Raw genomic sequence first — 16780 nt, 5'->3', positions numbered from 1 at the left:
GCACGCTGGCGCGGTGCACGAAGTGTACGCCGGGATCGGTTCGAATCTGGGCGACCGTCAAGCCAACATCCTTGCCGCTCTGCAGCGCCTGCGCGCTCGGTGTGAGGTGACGGCGGTATCGGCGTTCTACGCCTCGCCTCCGGCCGGCGGAGCCACCGGGCCCGAATACCTCAACCTCGCGGTGGCCGTTCGAACCCCGCTCGATCGCGACGCGTTCGAAGCGTTCGCGCGAGCGATCGAGGCTGCCGTCGGTCGCTCGACCTCGAGCATTCGGCTCGCTCCTCGGCCGATCGACATCGACGTGCTGGCGATCGACGGCCAGGTCGTTCGCGACGACCTTGAGGACCGGCCGTACGATGCGGCGCCGCTAGCCGAAATTGCGCCGCATCTCGTGCGACGACGCGCTTTCGAATTCGTTCGCAGGGTCGAGCGGAGTCTGCATTTCTCGATCGATCGCCAGTCGCTCGCGCCGGATGTTGCAATCTCGCTCGAGCGCGCCGGCGTTCGTTCGGTTCGGCGCACGATCGTAAGCGGATCGGATGCGAACCTTCGAGCGTACGATGCGGAGTTCTCGATGTCGAACGCGTTGGGGCCGAACCTCGCGGGCGCGCACATGTCGCGGTATTCGGAAATTCTCGCCGACACGATCGACACGTGCTTGCGCGACGACCCGAACGGTTCGCTGGCGCATTTGCCCGGCTCGATCGCGCGCGCCATCGTCGTCGCACAAGACGCACCGCACGCGGAAGTGCGCGTGCGCGCGAGTTTTGGGTTGGAGCGTTGGACGCCCGTGAGCGCGCTGCCGACGGAAGAACGCTATACGTTTCTAGCGATCGCGTATGCCACGCCGAACGGCTCCCGTACGCTCGTCGGAGCCGAAGCGTTCGGTATGACCGCCTGCCCGTGTGCGCAAGAGATGATGCGCGAGCGTTCCGAACGCAAATTGCGTGAGGCCGGTTTCGATGCCGGCGCAGCCGCGCGTGCGCTCGACGCGATCCCGCAAGCCACGCACAATCAGCGTAGCCGTGGATCGCTGCTCGTCGGACATCCGGCCAAACCGCAAACGGTCGCGGTCGAAGACGTCATCGAAATCGTCGAGAACGCAATGTCGAGCGAAACGTATGGCCTGCTCAAGCGGCCCGACGAGTTCTTCGTGGTAAGTAAGGCGCACTCGCGGCCTCGATTTGTGGAAGATGCGGCGCGCGCGATGCTCGCGGCGACGCTCGACATGTACGGCGATCTTGGCGACGATGCATACGTTTCGGCCCGGCAAGTGAACGACGAATCGATCCACAAGCACGATGCGTTCGCGCAGGGCTTCGGGACCTTCGGGGAACTACGAGCCGAGCTGCGCGGAGAAACCATCGCGGAACGCACACGACCTTCGCAATGGTTGCGCGGAAGCTAACGCTCCGCAGCCTCCAACTTCGCGATGCGGTCCTTGAGCGCGGGATGCGACCCGAACAGCAACTCGTACCAGTGCGGCGGTGCGTCGTCGGCTAGATTCTGGTCGCGTAAGCGCGATAACGCGGCAGCGCCGCTCGCGGCGTCACCGGTGGCCTCGAGTGCGAAATCGTCGGCCGCCCATTCGCGCGAACGCGAAAACGCCAGCAACAGCGGTCGCAACAGTTGCGACGCTGCGCTCATCGTGACGACGAAGCGCGCCAATAAAATCGGCCGTTTGCGCATCCTCGCCCGCTCGCGAACCGGGGTCGCGCGTTGCGCCCAGAATAATAATATGGCGGCCATCAGTTCCGAAAAGGCGATGAGACGCCACGTATCTTTGGTGACGTAGTGGCCGAGCTCGTGCGCGACGACGAACTCGACTTCGTCGGGCGTGAACGCGTCGATCAGGGTGTCGCCGAGCACGATACGGTGCGTTCCGCCGACGCCGGTAACGAAGGCGTTGGCTTTGCGCGTTTGGCGGCTCATATCCATACGCAGTATTTCGGCCGTGGCGGCGCCATAGCGTCCGGCAAGCTTGCGCAACCGATCTTCGAGCGGTCCGTCGAGCGGCACGAATTTATTGAACATCGGAAGTATCCAGAGCGGAACGACCAGGTTCATGACGACTAACAGCGGCAGCGTGCCGGCGGCGGCTACCAGCGGCCAGGTACGAGGCGCGTGCCGGACCGCGATACCGAATAAACTCAGCAGCACCGCCGAGAATGCAGCCGACAGCGCGGTGCCTTTCAAGTATTCTTCGAGCCAGGCCGCGATCGACTGATCGCTCAAACCGTAGCGCCGCTCGGGCGTATAGCTTTCGACGAACGAGATCGGCAAATCGAGCAACGAAGACATGGTCACGATCGGCAAGGAGAATAACGCCGGGCGCAGCCACGGCGGGGCGAACGCCGTCGCACGATCGGTGAAGCGACCGGGCGCGCCGTAAGCGAACAAATACGCGCTGGCGAGCCCTCGAACGGTCCCAGCAACGTCGAGGGCGCGTCGATACTCGGCATAGGCTCGCGCATCGCGCTCGACCGCGGGCGAAGGACGACGGTACTCGCGGAGGGCTTGCACCGTTCGCATTAGCGTATAACCTGCCGTCACTCCGGCGCAGAGGCCGAGCAGTAGCTTCGACGCTTTCATCGTACCGTACCCACGTGCTGCTCTTCCATAATGCGCGCGTGTATTCATTCGATGCTCCGTCGCGCCGTTTTGCGTGTAGCGACAATATCGTCATCGACCAGCATCGCATTGTGGCCGTCGGAGAAGAGCCGGCCGGGTTAGGCGCGCTCCGCGTCGACGTCGGCGGAGCGATCGTCATACCGGCGCTGGCCGATTGTCACGTCCATCTCGCCGCTTCCGGCTATCTGAGCGGCACGCGCGACCTTTCGAGCGTGCGTTCCAATCGCGCCCTGCACGAAGCGGTCGAACGACTTCCGGTCGATGGTGGCATCGTCGTGGGAGGACGTTACGACGACGCGTTGTGGCCCGACGGGGCGGCCGATGCAACCGCGCTCGAGCGGTTCCATTCCGATAGAATCGCGATGCTCACGCGGGTCGACTCGCACTCGAGCATCGTCAACGCACGCACGTTGCAATGGCTCGAGTTGCCGAGCGGTGTCGAGGGTATCGAACGCAACGATGATGGTGTTCCGACCGGCCGCTTAACGCGAGACGCGAACTGGCAAGCACAAGCGCGGTTTGCCAAACGCACGCCACTCGACGTGCGGCGAGCAGCCGAGCGTCGTGCGGTCGATTTCGCGCTCTCGCGCGGCGTGGCGCATCTGCACGCACAGCTCGTGGGGTTTGCGCGCGACGACTATGCGGCCGAAGTAGCCGCGATGCGCGCGCTCCCGGCCGACGTGCATTCGAAGATTTGCGAGCCCGATCCGGAATTGGCGCGTTCCTTCGGTTTGCCGTACGTCGGCGGCGACGTCTTCTTAGATGGGTCGATCGGGAGCGGTACGGCCGCGATGTCGGCGCCCTACTGCGGCGGTGGTTCCGGCGCGTTACGCTTCGACGATGACGGACTGTTCGAGTATTTCGAATCTTCCGACCGGCTCGGCATCGCGGCCGGCGTGCATGCCATCGGCGATGAGGCGATCGATCAAGCTCTGCGCGTGTGGCGTCGAGTGCTCGACGATCGCCCGTCGAGGAACGGCTGTCGTCACTTCATCGAACATTTCGAACTGGCGTCGGACGAGCACATCGAAACCTGCGCGCGGTTAGGGATCGCGTTGTCGATGCAGCCGCAGTTCGACGCGGCGTGGGGAGGTAGCGACGAGTTGTACGAACGGCGTTTGGGTGTCGAACGAACGCGTTCGATGAACGCGTTGGCACGTATCGAGCGGGCCGGCGCGATGCTGTGCGGGGGATCCGACAGCCCGGTATGCGAGCTCGATCCGTTCGCCGGAATGCAAGCTGCCGTCGATCATCATCAACCATCCGAACGTCTATCGCGGCACGCCGCGCTCGCGATGTATACCGTGAATGCGGCGCGTTTTGGATATGCCGAACACGTGACGGGCGACCTGCGCGCCGGTCTGAACGCCGACTTCGTGGTGCTCGACCGCGATCCGTTCGACGGGGCTTCATTTACCGATTGCCGCGTTCTGCAGACCTGGATCGGCGGTGCCTGCGTCTTCGACGCAGGCGTGTTATAGCAGCGAAATCGTTTCTTTAACGGCCGGCCGTGCTTCGGCCATCTCGACCAGGCGCGCGGCGAGTTGGTCGCAGATCGGATCGTCGATGGCTTCGACATCGCCGGCATCCGCCAATGCGGCTTTCAGCGGATCCAGCGGAATCCGCGCCAGCAGTGGGGCGCGCGCTAACTCGGCGACCTGATCGGCGTAGGACGGTCCAAAAATATCGTATCGCGTACCCGTGTCGGGCGCGACGAAATACGACATGTTTTCGACAACGCCCAAAATCGGTTTTTGCAGTTGGTGCACGAGGTTCGTGGCTTTGCGTACGATCATCGTCGCCAGCGCCTGCGGCATGGTGACCAAGACGACACCGTCGATCTTGAGCGATTGCAGTACGGTCAGCGGCGCGTCCGACGTTCCCGGCGGAAGATCGATTAACAGATAATCGAGTTCGCTCCACGTCACTTGCTCGAAGAACTGCCGAATGACGCCGCTCAAGATCGGTCCGCGCCAAATCATCGCGGTGTCTTCTTGCTCGGTCAGCAAATTCGAACTGACGACTTCGATGGCCGAACGTGTGAGAACCGGCGCCATCAGCGGCTGCGGGCCACCTTGCGGCGTTTTGAGCACCGGATCGGCTTCGATCGTCATCGGCTTGTGCAGACCGAAGATTTTTGGAATCGACGGTCCCGTGATATCGGCGTCGAGGATGCCGACGCGCAGGTGGCGTCGCCGCAATCCGAGTGCCAGCAATGCCGTGACGAGCGACTTTCCGACGCCCCCCTTGCCGGACATAATCGGGATGATGCGCTTGATCGCGGCGCGCCCGCGAAAGGCCGATGGCGCGCGGCGCACCGGCCGCCGGTCCTCGTTGGAAATGAGCGGGACGAATCCCGATAGGCGCGCCTGCTGCAACGCTGCCAAGATCGGTTCGACGCGAAGCCCGTGCGCCAGCGCGCCTTGCTCGATCGTCTCGGCGGCGCTCACGCCACAGCCGCTGCATCCGAGGCCGAACGCTTGCATCACCTCGGCCGCGATCGGCAGGCGCTCGACGAGTTCGCGAATGTTGCTGGACGGCTCGATAATAACTTCGATATGGGGCATAACGGCTTTCCGAAAACGACGATGGGCGGAATCTCTTGTGTCGAATCGTTGTCGACACGCATGAGACCTTTGTATACACGCGCCGCATTAGCCGGCGGCTGCGACTCGCCGGTTCGTTCCGGCTGGGCCGTCGGTGGCCCGATGTTCGTTCAAGCGTCGGCCCGGGATGCCTACGCGTTCGACGAAAACGGACGCCGCTATATCGACTACGTGATGGCCTACGGCCCACTATTGTTCGGGCACACGCATCCGGCGCTGGTTACCGGCTTAGACGAGATCGCGCGCGACGGTTTCGTGTGGGGCACGACCCATCCGAACGAGCTACGCCTCTCAGAACGTATTCGATCGTATCTTCCGTCGATGGAGTCGATGCGCTTCGTCACCACCGGCACCGAAGCAATGATGAGCGCGGTGCGCGTGGCTCGCGCGTTTACACGGCGCGACAAGGTGCTGCGGTTTGCCGGAAACTACCACGGTCACTTCGATCTCGCATTGCTTGGCGCGGGTGCATCGGCGAATACGAGCGACACCGATGCCGGCGGCATCCCACGCGGCGTAGCGGCCGATGTGATGGTCGCCCGCTATAACGATCTCGACGACGTCGATCGCGTCGTGCACGGTCGAGAAAACGACCTGGCCGCCATCTTGGTCGAACCGATCGTCGGCAACATGGGCTACGTGCCGCCCGACGCTGGATTTTTGGAAGGGCTTCGCGAGCGCGCGCGGGGCTACGGTGCGTTGCTCGTGTTCGACGAAGTCATTACCTGGCTGCGTTTCGGATTGCGCGGCGCGCAGGGCCGTACCGGCATTACTCCGGATCTCACTGCGATCGGTAAGATCGCCGGCGGCGGCGTTCCGTTCGCCGCGTTCGGTGGCCGCGCCGACGTGATGAACGTGTTGGCACCGAACGGCCCGGCGTTTACCGGCGGAACGCATGGCGGCAATCCATTTTCGGTCGGGATGGCGCACCGCGTTCTCGACCTGCTCGAACGCCATCCGGAATATTATTCGCAAATGCGCGAAAATGCCGGACGGCTAGCCGGCGGCATTCGAACCGCGCTCGCGAAGCACGGCTTGCCGTATGCGGTCGTTAGCGACGAGTCGATCGTCGACTTCAAATTTCGTGCGGGTGCCCCTAACCGCAACTTCGACGATGCGCTAGCGGCCGACAAGCACGCCTACGCACGCTACTATCACGCGATGTTCGAGCGCGGAATTCTGCTTCCGCCGTCGCAAAACGAAGTGATGTTCGTTTCGACCGCCCATACGCAGGCCGACATCGACGAAACCGTTGCCGCAATAGACGAAAGCCTCAATGCGGTCGTTTCGGCCGAGGCGACGGTATGATCGCCGACGGGTATCACGACCTGCCGTCCGGCAAGCTGGCAAACCTCGTCACGTTCCTCGAAATGCACGCTCGGCCGTCCGAACGTTTCGAGGCACGCAACGACGCAACGGTCGCGCCGGTTCGACCGGATGTCGACGCATACCGCAACATGTTCCGGCGCATCGGGGCGCCGTATTTATGGTCGTCGCGATTAACGATGTCCGACCCGTCGCTACAAGCGATTCTCGACGATCCGGATGTCGAAAATTACGAGCTTCGACGCGACGAGTCGCCCGATGGAATGTTGGAGCTAGATTTCCGTGAAGCCGGTTCGTGCGAAGTCGCGTTTTTCGGTTTGGTGCGAGAGGCGCAAGGCCGGGGCTTCGGACGATACCTTATGCGATTCGCGCTACAACGGGCGTGGGAGCGTTCGATCCACCGCGTTTGGCTGCACACGTGTACGCTCGATCATCCTGGAGCGATCGCGTTTTACCGCAAGTGCGGATTCGTGCCGTACAAACGACAATTCGAAATATCCGACGATCCACGCGCGGCGGGTCTGCTGCCGCTCGATGCGGCCCCTCACATTCCGCTGCTGTGACTTACGCGACGGCGTCGCGCCGGCGCCGGCCGAGCGTAACGACGGTACCGTCGCCGGGCGTCGTACTGACTTCAAAGAAGTCCGTGCAACGCTGCATGATTGGAAATCCGCGGCCGCCTTCGGCGCTGTTATCGGGAAACGGAAGCGTGCCATCGGATGGAGGTAGGCAAATGCCGCGTCCACGGTCGCGAACGGTTGCGACGATCGTCCGCGTATCGATCGTGACCGAGACTTCGATTTCAGCGTCGCAGGCTGCGTGCTCGATCGCATTCGCCAACGCCTCGCCGAGCGCGAACGTCAGGCTCTCGATATCGGCCGGTGAAACCTCATGGAACTTCGCTAGCGCCGCAAATGCGTCGCGCCCCGTCCGAGCGGAGCGGGGCAGCGGGGGCAGCCGAAGCTGGAGATTGAAGGGTTTCGTCTCTTCGCCGACTTCTTCGAAGGGTCTATTCATAAGCGCCGTCAGAGATTCTACCCAGGTGCAAACGCTTAAACCGTGACCGAAGCCGCCGTCTACGTGCTCCGCTGCTCCGACGGGTCTCTGTATACCGGGGCTACGACCGATTTGGCCCGCAGGGTCCGGTCGCACGCCGCCGGCACGGGCGCCAAGTACACCCGTTCACGGAGGCCGGTCGCTCTGCTCGCCTGGTGGTATCCGGAGACCTTCACCGACGCTCGCTCGCACGAGGCGCGGTTTAAACGCCTAGCTCGCGGGGCTAAAATGGACCTGTTGGCCGGCGGCGAGGCTTTTGGCTGTTCGCTGCGCAAGGCACCGGCCGTTGACGCTTATTCACCTATGGAAGGAATGCAACCGATGGCGCAAACGCCGCCCTCTCCCGACGAAGTCAAAACCCTCGACGACGAAGCTCGACACTCGCACGCCCGCATTGCGACCGACAAGGGCGATATCGTGCTGGAATTTTTTCCCGACGACGCGCCCGTGCACGTCGCTGCATTTCTAAAACTGGCGAAGAGCGGTTTTTACGACGGTCTCAAGTTTCATCGCGTCGAGCCCGGATTCGTCATCCAGGGTGGCGATCCGGATGGTTCGGGCAGTGGCGGCCCGGGCTACCGGCTCAAAGCCGAGTTCAACAAGCGATCGCATGACCGCGGCGCGCTCGCGATGGCGCGCACGTCGGATCCCGACAGCGCCGGATCGCAGTTTTATATCTGCTTGGGCGACGCACGCTTTCTCGACGGCCAATACACGGTGTTCGGAAAAATGACCGACGGATTCGAAGCGCTGGATGCGATCAAGCGCGGCGACGCGATGAAAACCGTCACGATCGAACCGGCGTAGACGTCCGTCCGAAGCGCTTCGGGCTTCGTTAGGATCCGGTGCCCTGATAATGCCGCAGTCCAACGCGCCAAAACGCGTAGGCTGCGGCCACCCAAACCACGCCGACGGCTGGTGTCAGCAATCCGACCGCAGCGTTGAGGTGCAATCCCGGATCGCTTTTCTGTAAGAAATACGTTGCCGGGTAGTAGTTCATAAACGCGAACGGGAGTAGGTAGGTCAGCACGATGCGCACGCCGCGCGTATAGATGCTGATTGGATAGCGCGTGAAGTCCTGTTCGAGCGACATTGCGACCCAACGCAACGTGTCGATTCGTATGAACCAGAAGGCCATCGTCGCGACCGCCAGCGAGATGCCAAGGTCGATCATCGCTCCGCCGGCCACGATAAGCGGAACGAACAGCACGAACAGCCAGTCGACGCGCACGCCCGCTACCGCGGTGGCGACACATAGCGTGACGATGCCGAGAATCATGCCGTCGGGTGAGATTTGCTGCGGGACGGTAATCACTTGAAAGAGCGTGTCGAGCGGCCGGATTAAAAACCGGTCGAAGCGTCCCTCACGGATATATTCGGGCACGCTGACGATCGTAAAAAAAAGCAGATTGTGCAGCTCGTGGCCGGCCATCCAGAGCGCGTAGAGAAAGAACATCTGCCTGAAGTCCCAGCCGTTCATGGACGGAAACTGCCGCATCGTCACGTAGAGCGCGCCGAGCGCTACGCCGTGGTAGGCGATCGTGAAGAAGAACCACATCACGAAGTTTGCCCGGTACTCGAGAATCGTCAGCAGGCTGATGCGCCAGTACTGGATGTAAGCGGCGACCACGCGGCGGGCTTGGCCGGGAGGGCGCGACGCTCCTCGCAACCACAGCGCGCCCCCCGCCGGTTGTATGCCTATATGAGCGCGATCCTTACCGAACCAGTTTTTGCAATTCAACGCTCCGACCAACGGGCGTTCTTCGATCATGGCTGGCTGCAGACGTACCACTCGTTCAGCTTCGCCGAGTACTTCGATCCAAATAACGTCAACTGGGGCGCTTTGCGCGTGCTCAACGACGATACGATCGCAGCCGGTGCGGGCTTCCCGCCGCATCCGCACAAGGACATGGAGATCGTTACCTACGTGCTGACGGGGGAGCTGCTGCATCAAGACAGCACCGGCAGCCGCGGCGTCGTCGGTCCCGGCGGCGTGCAGTATATGAGCGCCGGAACGGGCGTGAAGCACAGCGAGTTCAATCACAGTTCGGACAGGCCGCTGCGCCTGGTACAAATGTGGATCGTGCCCGGAACGCTGGGCGCCAAGCCGTCCTACGGCCAACGTCAATTCGAGGCGGCCGCTCGCGAGAATATGTGGCTACGCGCGGTGAGTGGCGATCCGTCGAGCGATGCGCCGATTCGCATCACCGCCGACGCAACGTTTTCGGTCGCGCGGCTCGATGATGGATCGGTCACGTCTTCGTTCGCCCCGAAACGGCGCGGCTTTTTGTACCTGGCCGAGGGCGCGGTGACCGTCAACGGCAAGGACGTTGCGGCTGGAGACGCCGTGCGGATGTACGATATTCCGTCGATCGACGTCCGTGGCTGCGGCGAGATATTGCTCTGGGATCTGCCGGAAGCATAAGCTAGGGTATCGCTTCGTCGCTCGAGCGCTCTAACACGACGGTCGCACGCCGCCACATGCGTTCGAATGCGAACGCCCAAATGGCGCAGACCACGACCTCGATTGTGAGAACGACGGCGTAGTGGCCGCCGCCGATTCGCCCCAGTACCAGGTCGACGGTGAGCCACGCCGCCGAAACGGTAAACAAGACCGCCAGCAGCGTCGCCCCGCTACGCGCTTTCCAGCGATCGGCGATGGCCGTACTTCGATAGAAGCCGGTGAAACCGGCGACCGTTTCCGCGTCGTGCGGTTGTTCTTTGCGCCACGCTTCTAACGCCAATGCCAGCGTGGCGAGCGTCGCGATCCAAACCGCGACGGCCCAAAAAATCATTTCCGGCTGCTGGACTCGCTCCGCGAACGCAAAACTGCCCGCCAGCAGCGCGGCGGCGAAAGCAAGGTTTCCGCCCAGACGCAGCGCGGCGAGCCGCCGATGCCGTTGGAGTAGTTTTGCGATGTTGGCCGTCGTTTCGCCAAGATCGGGCGCATCTACGTCAGACCATGCGTCGCGCCACGCTTGCATCTCGCGATCGGTCACGGCTTAACTCCTCATCATGCGTTCGCGCAGTAACGCGCGTGCGCGGCTTAAGCGGACTGCAACATTGTTCTCGGTGATCCCGAGTACCGCAGACATCTCGGAATGCGAAAGGTCTTCGAGCGCTAGCAGCATCGGTTGTCGAAGCGCCAACGGCAACGCTCGCACTACGTCGACGAGCCGGTCTCGATCGGCCGCGGCGATTGCCGTTTGTTCGGGCCCCGGCGTATCGTCCGGCAAGGTCACATCGTCGATCGTCTCTGGTGTCCCGCGCCGCTTTCTTTTCCAGACGTGCGTCAACGCGCGATTGTGCGCGATCCGGTAGACGAGCGTTCGCAACGACGCCTCACCTCGCCACTTCGGCAACGCAACCCACAGCGCCATGTAGATATCCTGTAGCAGGTCTTCACGGGCTTGCGGCAGCGGTTCGTACGAGGCTGCGAGGCGCGTCAAACCTCCTCGAAATTCTTCGACGAGGTCGGTGAAGTGTTGCTCGGTTGACTCGGCGATTACAGTGTACCTCACACCGGCTGTCTCACGAACGGCGATAGTATTACATAGTACGCAAAAGAAATTATATCTCCGCGTCGAGCGTAACGTTTCTCGCGTCGTCGAGACGATTGGGAGCGTACACCGCAACTGCCACGTTAGGAGCCTCTCGATGATTCACGCTGCTTTGCTCGCGCTCAATATGGTCGCCGCTGCGAGCACCGCCCGACCCTCGCCGGTGGAAACCGCGATCGGTGCCGTCTACCGCATGGGCGGGCAGACGATTGGAACCTACGGTGAGAAGCGCCGCGTGGACGCGAGCGGAAACGTCATAACGACGATCGATTCCGACATGGTGTTTAACCGGCTCGGTACCAAGCTGGAGCTCAAGAGCACGGATGTGTATTGCGAATCCCCATCGGGCGATCTGCTAGCGGTCGACAGTACGTCGTCGAGTTCGCGACAACCCACGGTCGTCCACGCCGTCGTCGCCGGACAGTCCATTCGCGTCACGACGATTGCAGGTGGCCATTCGTACGACCGCCGGCTCTCGTTTCAAGGGTCGCTGGCCGGGCCGGACGCCGCCAAGCGGCAAGCCGTGCAGCGCTTACGTCTCGCAGGCGACATGTTTGCGTACCAAACGTTCAGCCCACAATTCGGTAACGTCCTAACGGTGTCCGACACGGTCGTCTCGGCAAACGATGCCGTAGAAGGCACGTCCGCCGTCAAAGTCGAGCAACGGATGAGCGCTATGCCGGCGCCATCGATGATGTGGCTGGATGCGTCGGGATGGATGGTGCGTCAAACCATGGCAAGTCCGCTCGGTGAAATCGAAGCGTTGCGTTTGCCCGCGGCAGCCATTGCGCCGGCAATTTCGGCAGCGGACATCCCGTCTGAAACCTTTACGCGCTCGATCGTAACCTCGAACATCCGCCTTCCGCAACAACGAATGATGCAAGCAATTACGCTCAAGATCATCGCACGCAATCCGAGTTTGGGTTGGCCCGACTTCTCGGCCGGCAATCAAACGGTCCTCGAAAAGACGCCGAGGTACGTTGTGTTGCGGGTACGCCGAATCGCGCCCGGCGCAGTGACGGCAGCGCCGGAACCAGCCGCGGCCGCTCTGCAGCCGTTCCTGACGCCCAACGCACTGTTACAGTCCGACGATACCGAGGTTCGCCGCATTGCCGGTACGGTCGTAAAAAACGAACGCAATCCTTGGAAGGCGACCCTCGCGCTACAGCGCTGGACCGCGGCGAATATGCGCTTCGATCTTGGTATATCGATCGTGCCGGCTTCGGAGGTCGTCAACGATCGGCGCGGCACGTGCTTCGGTTATTCCATTCTGCTCGGCTCGCTCGCGCGCGCTGCGGGTATTCCGTCGCGAGTCCGGATCGGGCTCGTGTATGCCGGCGGAATTTGGGGAGGCCATGCGTGGGATGAAGTGCGCATCGGCGATCGCTGGACGCCGATCGATGCTGCACTCTACGCTCCCGGACCGGCGGATGCCGCGCGCTTCAGCGTGTATACCAGTTCGCTGGATTCCGGAACCCTCGACGGGTTAGGCGGTCTCGGGCAGATTCTCGGCAACGTCGATATTCGAATTCTCGATTATACGGTCGACGGTACGACAACGGCGGTTCCCGCCAATGCCAAGCCATATTCTATCGCCGGTAACGCGTACGATAATCGATGGTTAGGTTTGTCGGTTCGCAAACCCGAAGGTTTCGCGTTCGCCGGACTTGGCGCGCATTGGCCGCAAACGATGGTCGTGGCAATGCGGGCGCCGGACGGCCGCGAAATCGAGATCCACGATGAATCGGTCTCGCTCCCGGCTTCAACGAACGACCGCAACCAGCTGTTCAAATCGGCCGGTATCTCGGCGGCTCCGGCGTCACGCCGGATTGCGGGCCACGATGTGTTGATTGCCGAAGCACGAAACGTGCGCGCGGTTCTGCTAGAATACCGCGGCACCATCTGGCTGGTAAAGGCGACCGGGGCGCACATGCAAGCGCTTGTCGACCGCGTCGTAGCTTCGATGATCGTTGCACATCGCGTTGTAGGGGAGCCTCGTTCATGAAGCGTTCGATCGTCGCCGCAGTCGTCGCGGTTATCGCAGTCGTATCGTTCGTCCCGAGTTCCGGGCGCGCCGCATCCGATGCGGTCGTATCGGTTCTGTACGCCGGTTCGCTCGTGACACCGATGGAAGGTCCGATCAAGTCTGCGTTGGCGTCGCAAGGCATCGATTTCGAAGGCCAAGGCGGCGGCAGCAAGATGCTCTCTAATTTAATCGCGTCGGGCGCAAAGAGTCCCGACGACTTCATCAGCGTCGATCCACAGCAAGTGACGAAACTGGGTTCGAAGGTCGCGACGCAAAAAACGTTCGCAAGTACGCGCTTAGGCATCGGATGGTCCCCGAATTCGAAAGACGCCGCACTATTCGGCGCCGTGGCTGCTGGAAAGACCCCGCTAATTCAAGCGTTGCAGACCAACGGGCTCGTGATCGGGCGTACCGACCCGAAGGTCGACCCCAAGGGCGAGTACACGATCGTCGGGATGAAACTGTTGGCCGGCGATGCGGTCGAGCAAAAGATTCTCGGCGACGATGAGAATCCGGCGCAAACGTTTCCGGAAGAAGATCTCCTCGCGCGAATCGAGACAGGACAGGCCGACGTCGGGTTCTTTTATCGCACCGAAGCCATCGCCCGCAAGCTGAAGTTTTATCCACTTCCCGGCAAAGCGTCGCTGTCGGATAAAATCACGTACACGCTTGCGGTGATGGCTGCCGCTCCGCATCCGGCGCAAGCAAAAGCGTTCGCCGATTTCATCCTTACCGGTGCGGGCCGCACGATTCTCGAAAAAGCCGGCATCACGTACCGATAGGAATGCTATTGTGACCCTTCATGACAAAGAAGTTTTCAAAGACATGCGCGTCGTTTTGGACGATGGCCACTTCGAGAATTGCATGTTCGAGGGTTGCGAGCTCGTCTACGGCGGCGGCCAGTTGGCCTTTAACAAGAACCTTGTGAACAACTGCAGCTTTAGCTTCGAAGACGGCGCGGCCCGAACGGTCAACTTTTTGAAGGGTCTGTATCAGGACGCTCCAAGCGTCGTCGAAGCGACGATCAAAGAGATTCGCGGCCACTAGCCTAGCCGCCCTGGACGACGATCTTCTGCGAGGCGGCGCGCCAGACGGTCATGGAGAGTGCTCCGAAAAGCGCTAGCCATAGGATCTGCGTGGCAAACGCGGCGAGCCAACCCGATTGAGGAATGATGCCGACGTAGATCAGCAGCGGCGTCGAGTAGATCGCCGCGAACGGTAAGCCAAAGACGATTCGGCCGAGCACGCCCGGGAAAAACGTCAGCGGAATAATCTGTCCCGACAACAGATCGGATGCCCAACGCACGATCAACTGTACCGCAAAGGATTCGAGCGTAAAGAACGCCACCGAATTCATCAAGAAGTTCAAGAAAAAATTGACGCAATAGCCGATCGCAAACGCAACTGCGAAGGCGGCCAGAGTGGCGGGCGGTGGAACGTCGATGTGCACCAGCAGCAACGCACACAGCATCGACGGAACGACCAAGATCGCGTGGAGGACTGTTTGGCCGACTCCGTCGCTAAAGAAGTACAGTGGCAGACTGATCGGCTTCATCAAATCGGTCGCGATCGTGCCTTCGCGTACCTTTTCGCGAATCAGCCGGGTGCCGTCGACTTCGAGAATGAGCGACATCAGCATGGCGATCGTCGCGTACGTGATCATGGCGTGGAGCGGCAGATTGATCGGCGCGGCGTTCTGCGCGTACAGCGCGGTCCAGAGCGAACGCAGAATATACACGCGCAAGACCAGCGACCCGATCTCGGTGAGCACCTCCATTCGATAGGTGGCTTCGCGCGCGAACGCTTTCTTGGCAAACTCGACGTACGGCGCCCAGGCGTTCCACCTAAAGAATTCGGTCAATGGCCTCGCTGGCGACGAATCGCCTCCTGACGGCGGTGTTCCATTTCTTCCAGCTCGAGCATCATGACATCGACCACCTTGTCGACTTCGGTAGTCTGCGTGGCCGGCGGTTCTTCGCCCGACCGGCGAACCGGCGCCTTCGGCGCTTTCGTTTCGTTAACGGTGCCATCGCGGGCGTGCGCTTTGCGCAAAAATTTTGCATACGATTCGGCGATGCGCCCGCGAACGTCACCTTCGACCTTCTCGTTGAAGACGCGTTCGAAGAGTTGGGCCTCAAAACGTTCCGCATCTGCGCCCGCCGATGTTCCGTGGGTCATGTGCGCGCCCGCGTGCACGGTCGTTCCGGAAGCGACGCTGCAATCGTCCTCGAGTATCGCGGCGTTGAGTATTCTGGCGGTTCCCGCGACGAAGCAACCGTCACCCAGCGTCGCGCCCGCGATGTAGGCGTGGGGACCGACGAGGCACCGGTCGCCGAGCTCGAGCGCGAACTGCATCGCGGTGCCGCCGCTGGCGCGTAATACGGCGTATTCCATGATCGCGCAGTCCGAGCCGATCCGCACCGGCGCACCCTCGGAAACGATGACCGCACCGTGCATGATCGCACAGCCCGAAGCGATCGTCACGTCGCCGCTAATCACCGCGGTGGGCGCGACGTAGGCGCTCGCGTGCACGTTGGGTTTCTTGCCGCCACTCGAAACGATCACGACGCGTTTTCCTCATATCCTCGAACGTAGATGTGTTTGATGATCGATTCTAAATCGGGCTCTTCGATGCTGACGTCCTCGACGCCATAGCGCTCGCTGGCTTGCCGAACGAGGCGATCGACGCGTTGGGTGTTGCGATCGAATTTGAATCGTGCGATTTGCTTATCGCGGCCGTCGAGTTCCGCTCCATCGAGCTGCGGCTCGGCGACCGGTTCGCTGAAATGCACGACGAGCGTGCGATAGCGTCCATATTCTGCCTTGATACGCTCGACGTTACCATCGTAGACGATCCTGCCTTTGTCGATCAAAATTATCCGCCGGCAGAGTCGTTCGACTTCGGCTAAGTCGTGGGTCGTTAGCACGACGGTGGTGCCGCGCTCGGCATTGATGCGCGCGATGAACTGCGAAATGGCGTCCCTGGCGACCACGTCGAGGCCGATCGTCGGTTCGTCCAAATAGACGATCGACGGTTCGTGCAGCAGTGCCGCGGCAAAATCGCCGCGCATCCGCTGCCCGAGCGACAGTTGCCGCACCGGCGTACGCAAGAACGGCTCCATCTCGAGAATCTCGATGAACTCGTTGAGATTGCGTCGATACCGGTCGTGCGGAACGCTGTAAATGGCACGCAGCAACTCGAACGACTCCACCAGCGGCAGATCCCAATACAGTTGGCTACGCTGTCCGAACACGACCCCGATGTTGCGGGCATTATCTTTGCGCCGCTGCCACGGCACGATCCCGGCCACTTGCACCGAGCCCGAGGTCGGCACCAAGATTCCGGTGAGCATCTTGATCGTCGTCGACTTACCGGCACCGTTGGGACCGATGTAGCCGACCAACTCGCCGGCTTCGAGCGACATCGAAACGCCTTCGACCGCGACGCGATCTTCATAGGTGCGCGAGAAGAGCGTTTTGAGCGCGCCGAACGCCCCCGGAACGCGCTTGACCGAGCGAAAGACCTTGCGCAGGTCCCGGGTTTCGACGATCGGCATCGAGGGTGTATGCTTCGG

The 16780-nt window shown here is 61.7% G+C and carries 18 protein-coding genes; 9 read left to right on the top strand and 9 right to left on the bottom strand.

Annotation, left to right across the window (positions count from 1 at the left end):
* The first annotated feature begins 13 nt into the window (after positions 1–13).
* Positions 14–1408, top strand: coding sequence for a GTP cyclohydrolase MptA (gene mptA / locus VGF98_08665; GenBank protein HEY1681692.1), 1395 nt, complete (start codon positions 14–16; stop codon positions 1406–1408).
* Here mptA and VGF98_08660 read toward each other — a convergent pair.
* Positions 1405–2640, bottom strand: a complete 1236-nt coding sequence (locus VGF98_08660) for a M48 family metallopeptidase (GenBank protein ID HEY1681691.1) — start codon at positions 2638–2640, stop codon at positions 1405–1407. The two genes, mptA and VGF98_08660, sit on opposite strands and share 4 nt — an antisense overlap.
* Here VGF98_08660 and VGF98_08655 point away from each other — a divergent pair.
* Positions 2631–4112 (top strand): amidohydrolase, encoded by a 1482-nt coding sequence (locus tag VGF98_08655; protein HEY1681690.1) that lies wholly within the window; start codon positions 2631–2633, stop codon positions 4110–4112. The two genes, VGF98_08660 and VGF98_08655, sit on opposite strands and share 10 nt — an antisense overlap.
* On the opposite strand, the gene VGF98_08650 is transcribed toward VGF98_08655, so the two are convergent.
* Positions 4107–5198 carry a P-loop NTPase gene (locus VGF98_08650; protein HEY1681689.1) on the bottom strand — a complete coding sequence of 364 codons (1092 nt, stop codon included), beginning with the start codon at positions 5196–5198 and terminating at the stop codon, positions 4107–4109. The two genes, VGF98_08655 and VGF98_08650, sit on opposite strands and share 6 nt — an antisense overlap.
* Before the next feature lie 60 nt (positions 5199–5258).
* Here VGF98_08650 and VGF98_08645 point away from each other — a divergent pair, with 60 nt between their 5' ends.
* Both VGF98_08645 and VGF98_08640 read left to right on the top strand, forming a co-directional pair.
* Entirely contained in the window at positions 5259–6545 is a 1287-nt protein-coding gene (locus VGF98_08645) for a glutamate-1-semialdehyde 2,1-aminomutase (GenBank protein ID HEY1681688.1), read from the top strand.
* Complete coding sequence (locus VGF98_08640) at positions 6542–7126, top strand: GNAT family N-acetyltransferase (GenBank protein ID HEY1681687.1); 585 nt, start codon at positions 6542–6544, stop codon at positions 7124–7126. The genes VGF98_08645 and VGF98_08640 overlap by 4 nt, the downstream gene beginning before the upstream one ends.
* Position 7127: 1 nt before the next feature.
* On the opposite strand, the gene VGF98_08635 is transcribed toward VGF98_08640, so the two are convergent.
* Positions 7128–7580, bottom strand: a complete 453-nt coding sequence (locus VGF98_08635; GenBank protein HEY1681686.1) for an ATP-binding protein — start codon at positions 7578–7580, stop codon at positions 7128–7130.
* Between the two features lie 42 nt (positions 7581–7622).
* Between VGF98_08635 and VGF98_08630 the strand changes: the two genes are divergently transcribed.
* Entirely contained in the window at positions 7623–8426 is an 804-nt protein-coding gene (locus tag VGF98_08630; protein HEY1681685.1) for a peptidylprolyl isomerase, read from the top strand.
* 28 nt (positions 8427–8454) lie between these two features.
* On the opposite strand, the gene VGF98_08625 is transcribed toward VGF98_08630, so the two are convergent.
* A complete protein-coding gene (locus VGF98_08625; protein HEY1681684.1) occupies positions 8455–9249 on the bottom strand; it encodes an ABC-2 family transporter protein in 795 nt (264 codons plus the stop codon).
* Between the two features lie 72 nt (positions 9250–9321).
* On the opposite strand from VGF98_08625, the gene VGF98_08620 reads away from it, so the two are divergent.
* Entirely contained in the window at positions 9322–10044 is a 723-nt protein-coding gene (locus tag VGF98_08620; protein ID HEY1681683.1) for a pirin family protein, read from the top strand.
* Position 10045: 1 nt separating this feature from the next.
* On the opposite strand, the gene VGF98_08615 is transcribed toward VGF98_08620, so the two are convergent.
* Together VGF98_08615 and VGF98_08610 are read right to left on the bottom strand one after the other, a co-directional pair.
* Positions 10046–10618, bottom strand: a complete 573-nt coding sequence (locus tag VGF98_08615) for a hypothetical protein (protein HEY1681682.1) — start codon at positions 10616–10618, stop codon at positions 10046–10048.
* Between the two features lie 3 nt (positions 10619–10621).
* On the bottom strand, positions 10622–11140 hold the full coding sequence (locus VGF98_08610) for a sigma-70 family RNA polymerase sigma factor (GenBank protein HEY1681681.1): 519 nt from the start codon (positions 11138–11140) through the stop codon (positions 10622–10624).
* Positions 11141–11276: 136 nt separating this feature from the next.
* Between VGF98_08610 and VGF98_08605 the strand changes: the two genes are divergently transcribed.
* From VGF98_08605 to VGF98_08595, 3 genes are read left to right on the top strand one after another with little or no spacing between them, the layout of a single operon-like run.
* Positions 11277–13184 (top strand): transglutaminase-like domain-containing protein, encoded by a 1908-nt coding sequence (locus tag VGF98_08605; GenBank protein ID HEY1681680.1) that lies wholly within the window; start codon positions 11277–11279, stop codon positions 13182–13184.
* A complete protein-coding gene (locus tag VGF98_08600) occupies positions 13181–13987 on the top strand; it encodes an extracellular solute-binding protein (protein ID HEY1681679.1) in 807 nt (268 codons plus the stop codon). The genes VGF98_08605 and VGF98_08600 overlap by 4 nt, the downstream gene beginning before the upstream one ends.
* Positions 13988–14030: 43 nt before the next feature.
* Positions 14031–14252 carry a hypothetical protein gene (locus VGF98_08595; protein HEY1681678.1) on the top strand — a complete coding sequence of 74 codons (222 nt, stop codon included), beginning with the start codon at positions 14031–14033 and terminating at the stop codon, positions 14250–14252.
* A gap of 1 nt (position 14253) precedes the next feature.
* On the opposite strand, the gene VGF98_08590 is transcribed toward VGF98_08595, so the two are convergent.
* From VGF98_08590 to VGF98_08580, 3 genes are read right to left on the bottom strand one after another with little or no spacing between them, the layout of a single operon-like run.
* Positions 14254–15066 carry an ABC-2 family transporter protein gene (locus VGF98_08590; GenBank protein ID HEY1681677.1) on the bottom strand — a complete coding sequence of 271 codons (813 nt, stop codon included), beginning with the start codon at positions 15064–15066 and terminating at the stop codon, positions 14254–14256.
* Positions 15063–15770 (bottom strand): DapH/DapD/GlmU-related protein, encoded by a 708-nt coding sequence (locus VGF98_08585; protein HEY1681676.1) that lies wholly within the window; start codon positions 15768–15770, stop codon positions 15063–15065. The genes VGF98_08590 and VGF98_08585 overlap by 4 nt, the downstream gene beginning before the upstream one ends.
* Positions 15767–16762, bottom strand: coding sequence for an ATP-binding cassette domain-containing protein (locus VGF98_08580; GenBank protein HEY1681675.1), 996 nt, complete (start codon positions 16760–16762; stop codon positions 15767–15769). The genes VGF98_08585 and VGF98_08580 overlap by 4 nt, the downstream gene beginning before the upstream one ends.
* Positions 16763–16780: the final 18 nt, after the last annotated feature.

The organism is Candidatus Tumulicola sp. (genome assembly GCA_036490475.1).
Lineage (GTDB): Bacteria > Vulcanimicrobiota > Vulcanimicrobiia > Vulcanimicrobiales > Vulcanimicrobiaceae > Tumulicola.
This window is presented reverse-complemented; position numbering and strand designations above follow the sequence as displayed.

Excerpts from the sequence above, each read along its gene's own strand:
- VGF98_08660 (HEY1681691.1), bottom strand. The coding sequence starts at position 2,640 with ATGAATACACGCGCGCATTATGGAAGAGCAGCACGTGGGTACGGTACG.
- VGF98_08650 (HEY1681689.1), bottom strand. The coding sequence starts at position 5,198 with ATGCCCCATATCGAAGTTATTATCGAGCCGTCCAGCAACATTCGCGAA.
- VGF98_08600 (HEY1681679.1), top strand. The coding sequence starts at position 13,181 with ATGAAGCGTTCGATCGTCGCCGCAGTCGTCGCGGTTATCGCAGTCGTA.
- VGF98_08635 (HEY1681686.1), bottom strand. The coding sequence starts at position 7,580 with ATGAATAGACCCTTCGAAGAAGTCGGCGAAGAGACGAAACCCTTCAAT.
- VGF98_08620 (HEY1681683.1), top strand. The coding sequence starts at position 9,322 with ATGAGCGCGATCCTTACCGAACCAGTTTTTGCAATTCAACGCTCCGAC.
- VGF98_08605 (HEY1681680.1), top strand. The coding sequence starts at position 11,277 with ATGATTCACGCTGCTTTGCTCGCGCTCAATATGGTCGCCGCTGCGAGC.
- VGF98_08580 (HEY1681675.1), bottom strand. The coding sequence starts at position 16,762 with ATGCCGATCGTCGAAACCCGGGACCTGCGCAAGGTCTTTCGCTCGGTC.
- VGF98_08595 (HEY1681678.1), top strand. The coding sequence starts at position 14,031 with ATGCGCGTCGTTTTGGACGATGGCCACTTCGAGAATTGCATGTTCGAG.
- VGF98_08645 (HEY1681688.1), top strand. The coding sequence starts at position 5,259 with ATGAGACCTTTGTATACACGCGCCGCATTAGCCGGCGGCTGCGACTCG.
- VGF98_08640 (HEY1681687.1), top strand. The coding sequence starts at position 6,542 with ATGATCGCCGACGGGTATCACGACCTGCCGTCCGGCAAGCTGGCAAAC.